At 71.1% G+C, this 11,459-nt stretch carries 9 protein-coding genes; 5 read left to right on the plus strand and 4 right to left on the minus strand.

Annotation, left to right across the window (positions count from 1 at the left end; genetic code table 11):
- Positions 1 to 16: 16 nt before the first annotated feature.
- From AC1DIW_RS12710 to AC1DIW_RS12725, 4 genes are all read left to right on the plus strand, one after another.
- Positions 17 to 739 carry a response regulator transcription factor gene (locus tag AC1DIW_RS12710; protein ID WP_478108570.1) on the plus strand — a complete coding sequence of 241 codons (723 nt, stop codon included), beginning with the start codon at positions 17 to 19 and terminating at the stop codon, positions 737 to 739.
- 4 nt (positions 740 to 743) lie between these two features.
- A complete protein-coding gene (locus AC1DIW_RS12715; RefSeq protein WP_478108572.1) occupies positions 744 to 2,267 on the plus strand; it encodes a sensor histidine kinase in 1,524 nt (507 codons plus the stop codon).
- A 67-nt stretch (positions 2,268 to 2,334) separates the two neighbouring features.
- Positions 2,335 to 3,624, plus strand: coding sequence for a S1C family serine protease (locus AC1DIW_RS12720; RefSeq protein ID WP_442279764.1), 1,290 nt, complete (start codon positions 2,335 to 2,337; stop codon positions 3,622 to 3,624).
- A gap of 147 nt (positions 3,625 to 3,771) precedes the next feature.
- The gene (locus AC1DIW_RS12725) at positions 3,772 to 5,292 is read left to right on the plus strand and encodes an SDR family NAD(P)-dependent oxidoreductase (RefSeq protein ID WP_478108574.1); all 1,521 of its coding nucleotides are present in this window, start codon (positions 3,772 to 3,774) and stop codon (positions 5,290 to 5,292) included.
- Between the two features lie 53 nt (positions 5,293 to 5,345).
- On the opposite strand, the gene AC1DIW_RS12730 is transcribed toward AC1DIW_RS12725, so the two are convergent.
- Entirely contained in the window at positions 5,346 to 6,068 is a 723-nt protein-coding gene (locus tag AC1DIW_RS12730) for a hypothetical protein (RefSeq protein WP_478108576.1), read from the minus strand.
- Between the two features lie 60 nt (positions 6,069 to 6,128).
- Here AC1DIW_RS12730 and AC1DIW_RS12735 point away from each other — a divergent pair, with 60 nt between their 5' ends.
- Positions 6,129 to 6,530 (plus strand): VOC family protein, encoded by a 402-nt coding sequence (locus AC1DIW_RS12735; protein ID WP_442279767.1) that lies wholly within the window; start codon positions 6,129 to 6,131, stop codon positions 6,528 to 6,530.
- A 92-nt stretch (positions 6,531 to 6,622) separates the two neighbouring features.
- Here the strand turns inward: AC1DIW_RS12735 and AC1DIW_RS12740 are convergent, their stop codons facing one another.
- The 3 genes from AC1DIW_RS12740 to htpX form a co-directional block, all read right to left on the minus strand.
- On the minus strand, positions 6,623 to 7,996 hold the full coding sequence (locus AC1DIW_RS12740; RefSeq protein WP_478108578.1) for a GNAT family N-acetyltransferase: 1,374 nt from the start codon (positions 7,994 to 7,996) through the stop codon (positions 6,623 to 6,625).
- A gap of 4 nt (positions 7,997 to 8,000) precedes the next feature.
- Entirely contained in the window at positions 8,001 to 10,499 is a 2,499-nt protein-coding gene (gene pepN / locus AC1DIW_RS12745; RefSeq protein ID WP_478108580.1) for an aminopeptidase N, read from the minus strand.
- A 71-nt stretch (positions 10,500 to 10,570) separates the two neighbouring features.
- Positions 10,571 to 11,446 (minus strand): zinc metalloprotease HtpX, encoded by an 876-nt coding sequence (htpX, locus tag AC1DIW_RS12750; RefSeq protein ID WP_478108582.1) that lies wholly within the window; start codon positions 11,444 to 11,446, stop codon positions 10,571 to 10,573.
- Positions 11,447 to 11,459 lie beyond the last annotated feature (13 nt).

Consider the following 11,459-nt stretch of genomic DNA (forward strand, 5'->3'; position numbering starts at 1 on the left):
GCCGACACTGTTCGGTGTGGACACCCAGACAGCACAGGCCGCAGAGGCCCGCCTGCTCGTCGTCGAGGACGAGCCGAACATCCGTGAGCTGCTCGCGACGTCGCTGCGCTTCGCCGGCTTCGAGGTCGAGACGGCCGCCGACGGCACCACCGCCCTCGCCATGGCGGCCGAGTCGGAGCCCGACCTCGTCGTGCTCGACGTCATGCTCCCCGACGTCGACGGCTTCGAGGTGACGCGGCGCCTGCGTGACCGCGGGCGCCAGCAGCCGATCGTCTTCGTCACCGCGCGCGACGCGACGGGCGACAAGATCCAGGGCCTCACCGTGGGCGGTGACGACTACGTCACGAAGCCCTTCAGCCTCGAGGAGGTCATCGCCCGCATCCGCGCCGTGCTGCGCCGCACGCGCGGTCAGGCCGACGACGGCGCGACGCTGCGCTTCCACGACCTCGAGCTCAACGAGGACTCCCACGAGGTGCGCCGGGGTGGTCGCGTCATCGACCTGTCCCCCACCGAGTTCAAGCTGCTGCGCTACCTGCTGCTCAACCCCAACCGGGTCCTGTCGAAGCTGCAGATCCTCGACCACGTCTGGGACTACGACTTCCGCGGCGAGTCCGGCATCGTCGAGTCCTACATCTCCTACCTCCGGCGCAAGATCGACGCCGACGGGCCCTCGCTCATCCACACCAAGCGCGGTGTGGGTTACGTTCTCCGCGTGCCCCCCGAGCTGACGAGCTCCTGACCGGATGGTCGACGTGACCGCCGAGCCGGCCGTCCTCGTGGGCAGCCGGAAGCAGCGGCTGCCCCGGCTGCGGGCGATGCCGTTGCGGTGGCGTCTGCTCGCGGTCACGCTCGGGCTCATCGCCGTCGCCCTGGCCGTGACCTCGCTCGTCGTCAGCGCCCTGCTGCGGGTCTACCTGCTCAACCAGACGGAACAGGAGCTTCGCGTCTATGCCGCGAGCCTGTCGTCCATCGACCCGGCAGAGCTCAGTGCAGCCGGCCCGCAGCTGCCCACGGGCTTCACGACCCGGATCATCGACGTGCGCACCGGCTCGGTCATCTCCCGCGGTGAGGCGGTCACCGAGCAGGACCAGGCCCAGATCCCGAACCTCACGGCCTCCGACCCCAAGGTCACGGGGCACGTCCCCTTCCGCATCGGTTCGACCGGCGGGGACGCCCAGTGGCTCGCCCTGGCCCAGCTCAACGAGCCGCGCACCCAGATCTACGTCCTGGCCCTGCCCCTGAGCGCCCTCGACCGGACCGTCGACCGGTTCCTGCTCTATGCCGCGGGGATCGGTGCCATCACCCTCATCGTCACGGCGGCGCTGGGCTGGTTCCTCATACGCCGGACCTTCCGGCCCCTGACCCGCATCGAGGACACCGCGGCCCAGATCGCGGTGGGCGACCTGACCCAGCGCATCGACGTGCCCGACACCGACGACGAGGTGGCCTCCCTGTCGCGCTCCCTCAACGCGATGCTCGCCCGCATCGAGCAGAGCTTCGCCGTGCGCGAGGCCAACGAGGCGAAGATGCGGCGCTTCATCGCCGACGCCTCACACGAGCTGCGCACGCCGCTGGCCGCCGTCGGTGGCTACGCCGAGCTCTACCGCCAGGGCGCCCTGCCGACGGCCGACGCCGTGACCGGCGCGATGGGCCGCATCGAGTCCGAGGCCCACCGGATGAGCGGCCTCGTCGAGGACCTGCTCACCCTGGCTCGTCTCGACGGCGAGCGCCCGCTCGAGCTCCAGACCGTCGACCTCGCCGTGCTGGCCGCCGACGCCGCGCAGGACGCCCGCACCATCGCGCCCGACCGTCACATCGTCGCCACCGGCATCAACGGGCCCATCGAGCCGACGGAGCTGCAGGCGGACGAGCAACAGCTGCGACAGGTCGTCACCAACCTCGTCACCAACGCCCGGGTCCACACCCCGGCCGGCACCCCGATCGAGATCCTCGCCGGCCGGGTGGACGCGCTCCACGTCGCGCTCCACGTCCGCGACCACGGACACGGCATACCACCCAACGAGCGCGCCGATGTCTTCGAGCGCTTCTACCGCGCCGACCGCTCCCGCAGCCGCGGCAGGGGTGGCGGCAACGGTCTCGGGCTCGCGATCGTGCACGCGATCATCGAGGCGCACGGCGGCAGCGTTCGAGTGCGCGAGACGCCCGGTGGCGGTGCGACGTTCGTCGTCCAGCTCCCCGTTCACCGCCGGGACCAGGAGGGTGAGCGGCGTCACCACGGCGCAGCCCAAGGCACAGCCCATTCCTAGGAATGCCACAACCGAGTCCAAAGGTGGGTAGGTCTGATGGAGGAACAGACCAGAGCGAGGAGGAGCCATGACCATGGCACCCGAGGACCACACCCAGCAGATCCCGCAGGGCGGCTACTACAGCCAGTCCGCACCCCCCGTGCCGCCGGCCCCGCCGACGCCGCCGCTGGGTGAGGGCAGCCGGCCGGCCCCGAAGCGCGACAACCGCTTCGGCCAGACCGTCGGGGTCGCCCTGCTCGCCGCCGTCCTCGCGAGCGGAGGCACGTATGCCGCCACGCAGCTCGGGGGCCAGAGCACCGCCACCGGGTCGACCCCTGCCGCGACGGCAACGACGAACTCGAACCAGAACAGCTCGCCCACCGTCGTGCAGGGCAATGCCTCCGCGCCCGACTGGGCCGCCGTGTCCGCCGCGGTCTCACCGAGCGTCGTCAGCATCGACGTGACGACCCAGCAGGGCTCGGGCGCCGGCTCGGGAGTCGTCTTCGACAAGAGCGGGCACATCCTGACGAACAACCACGTCGTGGGTGACGCCACGGGCAACGGTGCGATCACCGTGACCCTGAGCGACGGCCGCACCTACGGCGCGACGATCGTCGGCACCGACGCGTCGACCGACCTCGCCGTCATCAAGCTGACCAACGGCCCCGGCGACCTGACGCCGATCAGCCTCGGCAACTCCGAGACGCTCAAGGTCGGCGACCCTGCCATGGCTGTCGGCAACCCGCTCGGCCTCTCGGGCACCGTGACGACGGGCATCATCTCGGCCCTCAACCGCCCGGTCAGCACCGGCACGCCGAGCCAGTCCCCCTTCGGCCAGCAGCAGTCGTCCGGTGACGAGGTCGTGACGAACGCCATCCAGACGTCGGCGGCGATCAACCCCGGCAACTCCGGCGGCGCGCTCGTCAACGGCAAGGGCGAGCTCATCGGCATCAACAGCTCGATCGCCTCGCTGGGGCAGAGCTCCGGCGGAAGCCAGAGCGGCAACATCGGCATCGGATTCGCGATCCCGGTCAAGGAGGCGAAGTCCATCGCCGACCAGCTGATCAAGAGCGGCAAGGCCGAGCACTCCTACCTCGGCGTCAGCACCCGCGACGCGGTCGTCTCGGACGGCACCGCTAAGCGCGCCGGCGCGCAGGTCGTCTCCGTCAGCCCCAGCACGCCCGCCGCGAACGCCGGCCTCAAGAACGGCGACGTCATCATCGCCGTCGACGGTCAGCGCATCGACTCCGCGACGGCGCTCGTCGCCCAGATCCGCGAGATGACCGTCGGCGACAAGGCCACCCTGACCGTGATCCGCGGCGGCGCACGCCAGGACGTCCCCGTGACGCTGGCCGCCAAGCCGTCGACCTCGAACTGACGGCCCCGCCCACTTCGCCGGGGTCACGGTCAGGGTCTCCCGACCCTGGACGTGACCCCGGCGAAACCGGCTCCCGAGACCGCATGCCGTCATCTCCCGGGTTCGGCGGATTGGGGAGCGGGGCGACCGCCCGCGTACCCTTGCGCGGTGAGTGACACCGAGATCGAGCTGGACCCCGCCGCTGTCGTGCGCCTCGACCCCGAGGACGTCGCGACCGCCGTGCGGGTGCTCGCCCTGGCCCCCTCTCTCGAGATCGACGACCCCGACTTCGAGACCCTCAAGCGCGCTGCGTCCCTGATGTACAAGCGGCTCAAGAAGGACCGGCGCAACGCGAAGACGTGGGCCGAGCGCAAGGCCGACCGGCAGGTCATCGAGGCGACGGCCACCGGCTCGCCCATGCGGATCGACGACGAGACCAAGGGAATTCCGTTGGTCTCCAACGCATCCGGGGCTTTCGCCGGTGAGCTCGTCAACCCGCGCGGCTGCTACATCTGCAAGCGCGACTACACCCTCGTCGACGCGTTCTACCACTGGCTGTGCCCCGACTGCGCAGCCCGCTCGCACGCCAAGCGCGACCAGCGCACCGACCTCACGGGCAAGCGCGCCCTGCTCACTGGCGGCCGCGCGAAGATCGGGATGTACATCGCGCTGCGCCTGCTGCGCGACGGCGCGCACACGACGATCACGACGCGCTTCCCCAAGGACGCCATGCGCCGCTTCGCCTCGATGGAGGACAGCGCCGACTGGATCCACCGGCTCAAGATCGTCGGCATCGACCTGCGCGACCCCACCCAGGTCGTCGCCCTCGCCGACGAGGTGACTGCCGCCGGCCCGCTCGACATCCTCGTCAACAACGCCGCGCAGACGGTGCGCCGGTCCCCCGGCGCGTACAGCAACCTCGTCGAGCTCGAGTCGGCGCCGCTCCCCGACGGTGTCGCGCTGCCGGAGATGGTGACCTTCGACAGGATCAGCGAGGCGCACCCGGCCTCGATCGCCGGCGCCCTCGGCAACCACGCCGTGGCGCACCATGACGGCGAGTCGGTCGAGCACGCCGTCGCCGCCCAGACGGCCGCGTCCATGACAGCGCTGGCCCTCTCGGCCGGACACGCCAGCCTCGAGGCCCACCGGGCGGGCACCGCCGTGGACGCCGGTGGGTTGCTGCCCGACCTCCAGCGCAACAACTCGTGGACCCAGAAGGTCGAGGAGGTCGACCCGCTCGAGCTGCTCGAGGTCCAGCTGTGCAACTCGACCGCCCCGTTCATCCTCGTCTCGCGGCTGCGCCCGGCGATGCGTGCCGCGGTCACGGCTGGTGCGCGACGGGCCTACGTCGTCAACGTGTCGGCGATGGAGGGCCAGTTCTCCCGCCGCTACAAGGGTCCGGGCCACCCGCACACCAACATGGCCAAGGCTGCGCTGAACATGATGACCCGCACGAGCGCGGGCGAGATGTTCGAGACCGACCGCATCCTCATGACGGCCGTCGACACCGGCTGGATCACCGACGAGCGGCCCCACGACGAGAAGCTGCGCATCGCGGCCGAGGGCTGGCACGCACCGCTCGACCTCGTCGACGGCGCAGCCCGCGTCTACGACCCGATCGTGCGCGGCGAGGCCGGCGAGGACCTCTACGGCTGCTTCGTCAAGGACTACGAGCCCAGTCCCTGGTGACCGTGTCCGCGGGCTTCTCCGTGCGCGACTCCGTGTCCCTCTGGGCCTGACGGTCAGGGCCGGGACGCCCGACTTGCCACGGGCCGAGCGGGGTGGGCCGCCAAGACGAGGTCCCAGTCCGGCTCGGCCATGACGATCGCGAACCTCGCGCCACGCGGGAAGCCGACACGGGCCACGACACACGTGTCCCCCTCGCGACGCAGGACGGTGAGGTCGCCCGCGGCGGCGTCGGCGACGAGCGTGGACCAGAAGGTGGTCGCATCGCCGAGCAGGGGCGGGTGGCTGCGGTTCGAGATGAGGACGTCGCCTTCGACCTCCACCGTGAACGACCCCGGGCAGTAGGCCGGGACCTGTGGCACCGGGTCCCCCTCGGGGTCCTTGTAGAGCACGGTGACCGTGACCCGCCCTCCGCGGTGGTGCTCCAGGTCCCGTCTCTCGGCACCTTCTCGGCGCAGGTGACCGCGCCACCGATACAGGAGGCCGGGGGCATCCGGCGTCGACCTCAGCACGACCGGGGGCATCGTCACGACCAGCCGCAGGATCGCACCCGGGGTCAGACTCCCTCCCGACCGTCGGACGTCGTGCACGTGGAGGAGGACTCCGGCGCCTCGAACCGCGATCACCCCGGCCGCGACGACGCCGGCGACAGCCAGTGCTCGGCCGTAGCCGAAGTGCTCCGCCGGCGCACGGAAGACCATGCAGAGGTAGAGGCAGCGGAGCAGGAACGGCGCCCTCTTCGCAGGCTTCCGCTTGCCCTGACCACCCCGTGGTGCCACCAGCGCATCGAACCACACGGCACCTGACGCGGGGGCTTCTACGGGGGTAGCGTCCCGACCATGATCACCGCCGTCCACAACCTCGTGTACTCCGACGATGCAACGGCCACGCGCGCCTTCTTCCGAGACGTCCTCCAGTGGCCGTGCGTCACCGACGAGCCCGGCTCGGACGGAGGCGGCGACGCCGACGCGTGGCTCATCTTCAGGAGCGGTCCGAGCGAACTCGGGGTGCACCCGACGCGCGGACCGGAGGGGTCGTCGTGGTCGGCGCCGCGGCACCACGCGATCTCGCTCATGTGCGACGACCTACGGGCCACGATGGACGAGCTCATCGCGCGTGGGGCGGTGTTCACGACCGACCCCGCCGACCACGGCTACGGCCTCGTCGTCATGATGGCGGTCCCGGGAGCCGACGAGATCCAGCTCTACGAGCCACGTCACACGACGGCCTACAACCGCTGACGCTCCAGCGTTCGGGCCGAGCGGCCGGTGGCCGAGGTCGTGGAGATCCTTCGGCACCTGGTGCCGGCAGATCTCCTCGACCTGGCCGCCGATCACCGGAGGGGCTTGGCGTACCAGACCTCGGCGTAGTCGTTTTCGCTGAACGCCGGCACCTCGACCCAGCCGTGACGCAGGTAGAGCGCCCGGGCCTCGCCGAGGTCGAGGCGGGTGTCGAGGCGCATCGCGGACACGCCCCAGACGCGTGCGATCTCCTCCGCGCACAGAAGGAGGCTCGCCCCGAGCCCGGCCCCTCGGAGCTCGGGGCGCACGTAGAGTCGCCGCAACTCCGCCACCCGCCGTCCCGCAGTGTCCTTCAGGCGCCGCAACCCGACACAACCACCGAGCACCGTGTCGTCGTCAGCGCGCCGGGCCACGACGAACTCCCCCGTCGGGGGCGCCAGGTCGTCGCTGCGCATCTGGGGGAAGCCGGTCTCGATCTCCTCCGGGCTCGAGTCGCGCCCCTCCCGGTGCTGGTACCACCGGTCGCTGACGTCGACGTAGTAGTCGTGCAGCAGCGCCTCACAGATCGGGTCCCGCACGTCGGCGAGCTCGATGACCCAGGGGCTCGCCCCGTCGCCGTTCACGTCGACGGTCCCGGGTGGCCCGTGGGCCCCGGAGCTGGTCCGGGAGACGCCGTCGGCGATGACCTCCGTCATGAACGCGATGAGGTCACGGCGACGACGACCGGGGTCTGCGGCATACGACGACGGCGCGTCGGGATGCTCGCGGACGCGCAGCCCCTCCTCGAGGATCTCGCGGTGGTGGGGGTAGCTCCGGAGCGCCCACCGACCGGCACCGGATTTGGACGTGGGCCGCCCGGTGACGAGCAGGTGGACGAGCCGTGACGCCCCGAGGGCACCCCACTCGGTGGCGTGCGGCAGGGACGCCTCGCGCGGGTGGTGCTCCATCGCCTCGAGCTGCGTGCGCCAGTACGTCTCGAGGTTCTCGAGCGTGGAGGCGTGCAGTGCGGCGTCGTCGCTCCAGATCGTGACGTCGTGAACGTCCTTGCCCCGCATGGTGATTCCGTGGTCGCGCAGCTCGCGCCACGTGATGTGCTTGACGTCGGCGTGGGTGCCGACGTCGAACCACTGGTGCAGCACGCCGGGGACGTCCGGCACCACGTCCGGCGAGCCGGCGAGGTCGGTCTCGAGAACGTAGAAGCCGTCGTAGTCGGGCTCGGCCCAGCGCCGGCCGATCTCGGCGTGCACGTCCCGGAGCACCTCGATGTCGGCGTCGGTGGGTCGGCGGCTCGTCACGGCGACGAAGTCGATGTCGCTGCCGCCGTGGAACTCGCCGTCGAAGCCGACCGAACCGTGGAGGTACAGACCCGCCAGCAGCCCCGGCAGCCGCGCGTCGAGCATCTCCGCGTGGGCCGCGCAGATCGTGCCGACCACCTCCGGCAGCCCCTCACGCGTCGGGGTCGCCATGCGCTCAGACGGCCGCGGCGAACGTCGCCCGGGACGCCAGGGCCTCCCGAAGCTCGGCGTCCGCGTCGACGAGCGAGCGGTGGACGGCCGGCGTCAGGTCGTCGCGCGAGATCGCCTCGGCGCTGAGGCGCGCCGTCTCGTCCGTGAAGACCCGCGGGAAGGCGACGAGGACGACGCGCGACAGGGCATCCTCGCCCACCCAGGCGGACATGGCCGGCACGTCGGTGAAGTAGCGCGGCACGTAGTCGGCGACGAGGGCGTCGTCGGGGGCAGCCCAGAAGCCGCGGGCCAGGTGCACCATCTCGTAGTTGGAGCGACCCTGGCGGCCGGTCAGCTGCTCCCACGCCCACGCCTTGGCCTCGGCACGGGGCAGGCTCGCACGGCACAGGAGCGCGTTGAGGCCGCCCTGCAGGGTGTCGTCCTTGGCGCGGAAGCCGTCGATGTCAGCGACGTCGATGAGCCCGCGTGAGGCCAGGTTGCGCACGACGATCCACCGGAAGTCGCCGTCCTCCTCGAGACCGGCGGGCAGGCCCTTGCCGTCGGCCCAAGCGCGCAGCAGCGTCTCGTCATCGCTCGTGCCGGCGACGAGACGGGCCGCCGCGAGGGACTCGGTCGTGCCCGCCGTCGCGCGCTCGAGCAGCCCCACCCCGGCCCGGTTGAGGCGGGCCAGGGCGGCCTCTTGCTGGTCGCGCGGGACGAAGTACGGCACGACGCGGTGCTCGGCGTATGCCGCGACCCGAGTCAGGATCGAGGAGTTCGTCTCGTGCGGCCACGCCGCGTCGAACACCTCGAGGAACGCCTCGGGCGAGGTCGTCGCACCGTGCACGCCGTCGATGAGGGAGGACCACACGACGGCGCGGGCCTGGCCGTCGGGGATCTGGGCGAGCTGCGTCGGGAGGGCCGCGACCGTCGAGTCCGAGAGGCGCACGCGCGCCCACGTCAGGTCCGAGGCGTTGGGGACGAGCACGGCCGGCTCCGGCGTGCCCTCGAGCTCGGCAAGGGTCGTCTCGGGAGCCGTGATCGTCGCCCTGACCCGCCCGAGCTCACGGCCGTCGGTCCACCCGGCGACGTCGAAGGCGTGCGGCCGGTCGGCGGGGCGGTCAGGCGGCGACTGCCGGTTCACGACGGCGCGCTCGACGAGTCCGTCCTGCTCCTCGATCTCGACCGAGATCGTGTCGCGATCGGCCGTCAGCAGCCATCCGCGTGACCACGCCTCGAGGTCCTTGCCGCTCGCGGTCTCGATCGCGCCGAGGAAGTCGGCGAGCGTGCCGTTGCCGTACGACTTGTCGGTCAGGTAGGCGCGGACGCCGGCGATGAACTGGTCGTCGCCGACGTACGCGATGAGCTGGCGCAGCGTCGCCGCGCCCTTGGCATACGAGATGCCGTCGAAGTTCTGCAGCGCGCTCTGCGCGTCGAGGGCCTCGACGCCCGCGACCGGGTGGGTGGACGGGGAGCGCTCCGCGCCGTAGCCCCAGACCTTGCGCACGATCGAGGAGTCGACCCACGCATCGGTGTACTCGGTCGCGTCGACGAGGCAGCGGTGCGACATGTACTCGGCGAACGACTCGTTGAGCCAGAGGTCGTCCCACCACTTCATCGTCACGATGTCGCCGAACCACATGTGCGACATCTCGTGGCTCACCGTGTTGGCACGCGTCAGCAGCTCGTCACGCGTCGCGGCACCCCGGTAGAGGTACTGGTCTCGGAAGGTCACACAGCCCGGGTTCTCCATCGCGCCGGCGTTGAACTCCGGGACGAAGACCTGGTGGTACTCCCCGAACGGGTAGCGGATCCCGAAGAGCCCGTGGAAGTAGTCGAACGACCGCTTCGTGACGTCGAAGAGCTCCGCCGCGTGCCGCTCGAGCGGCTCGCGCAGCGACGCCCGCGCGTGGACACCCAGGGGTATGCCGTCGTGTTCGTCGCGCACGGAGACGTAGGGTCCCGCGCACACCGTCATGAAGTACGTCGCGAGCGGCTTCGTCGTGGCAAGCGTCCACGTGCCGGGGCTCGTCTGCTCGGCGGCGCCGTTGCCGAGCACCGTCCAGTCCAGCGGGGCGTGCACGGTGACGTCGTAGGGGGCCTTGAGGTCGGGCTGGTCGAAGCAGGCGTAGACGCTCGGGGCGGCGTCGAGGAAGAGGTGGCCGTAGACATAGTCGAGGTCGTCGGCGGGGTCGGTGGCCCGGTGCAGGCCCTGCCCGTCGTGGCTGTAGGCCATCGTCGCGGCGACGACGAGCTCGTTGTCGGCGGCGAGCCCTGTGAGCGCCAAGCGGCCGTCTGCGGCGCTCGCCGGGTCGAGCGGCGCTCCGTTGAGGGAGACCGTCTCGACGGACCGGGCCTTCAGGTCGACCCAGGAGTCGGCACCGGGCTCGGCGCAGGCGAAGCGGACGACCGTGCGGGAGCCGAAGACCTCCGCGCCCTGGTCGAGGTCGAGCTCGACGGCATACGACGTGACGGTGATCAGCGAGGATCGCTCGCGGGCTTCGGCCAGGGTGAGACTGCGCATGGGGCCGAGCCTGCCAGATCGACGGCACCATCGGCGCGCGGGATGCCGGGATGCTCGGTCGCTGAGCAGGATCAGCGGTGGAGCGGGCCGCCGGCCATGCTCTCCAGGCGGGCGATCCGCTGGTCCATCGGCGGGTGTGTCGAGAGGAAGCGCGTCACGTCCTGGGCGCGGAAGGGGCTCGCGATCATCATGTGGCTCGCGTTGACGATGTCCTGCTGCGGCGCGAGCGGGGCGCGTGCCACGCCCGACTCGAGCTTGCGCAGCGCCGAGGCGAGGGCGAGCGGGTCACCGGTGAGCTTCGAGCCGTCCTCGTCGGCGTCGTACTCGCGGGTGCGGCTGATCGCAATCTGGATCATCATGGCGGCCATCGGGGCGAGCAGGCTCATCGCGAGCAGCGCGAACGGGTTCGGGCGGTCCTCGTCGGAGCCGCCGCCACCGAACATGCTCGTGAACATCAGCATCTGGCCGATCGAGGTGATGACACCGGCGATCGCGGCGGCGACCGAGCTCGTGAGGATGTCGCGGTTGTAGACGTGCATCAGCTCGTGGCCGAGCACGCCGCGCAGCTCACGCTCGTCGAGCAGGCCGAGGATGCCCTCGGTGCAGCACACCGCCGCGTTCTGCGGGTTGCGCCCGGTCGCAAAGGCGTTCGGCGCCTGGGTGGGGCTGATGTAGAGGCGCGGCATCGGCTTGCCGGCGGCGGTCGAGAGCTCTCGGACGATGCGGTACATCACCGGCGCCTGCGCCTCGGAGACCGGGTAGGCGTGCATGGCGCGGATGGCGAGCTTGTCGCTGTTCCAGTAGCCGTAGAAGGTCGTCGCGACACCGATCAGCGCAAAGACCCAGATGAAGCGCCCGCCACCGACGAGCGCGCCGATCCCGAGCAGGAGGGCCCAGATGCCGCCGAAGAGGGCGGCCGTCTTGAGCCCGTTGAAGTGGTTGTGCATGTCGGGTGAACGA

Source organism: Terrabacter sp. 01T434, from assembly GCF_056398545.1.

Coding starts and splice junctions, on each gene's coding strand:
- AC1DIW_RS12715 (WP_478108572.1), top strand. CDS start 744: ATGGTCGACGTGACCGCCGAGCCGGCCGTCCTCGTGGGCAGCCGGAAG.
- AC1DIW_RS12720 (WP_442279764.1), top strand. CDS start 2,335: ATGACCATGGCACCCGAGGACCACACCCAGCAGATCCCGCAGGGCGGC.
- AC1DIW_RS12735 (WP_442279767.1), top strand. CDS start 6,129: ATGATCACCGCCGTCCACAACCTCGTGTACTCCGACGATGCAACGGCC.
- AC1DIW_RS12740 (WP_478108578.1), bottom strand. CDS start 7,996: ATGGCGACCCCGACGCGTGAGGGGCTGCCGGAGGTGGTCGGCACGATC.
- pepN (WP_478108580.1), bottom strand. CDS start 10,499: ATGCGCAGTCTCACCCTGGCCGAAGCCCGCGAGCGATCCTCGCTGATC.
- htpX (WP_478108582.1), bottom strand. CDS start 11,446: ATGCACAACCACTTCAACGGGCTCAAGACGGCCGCCCTCTTCGGCGGC.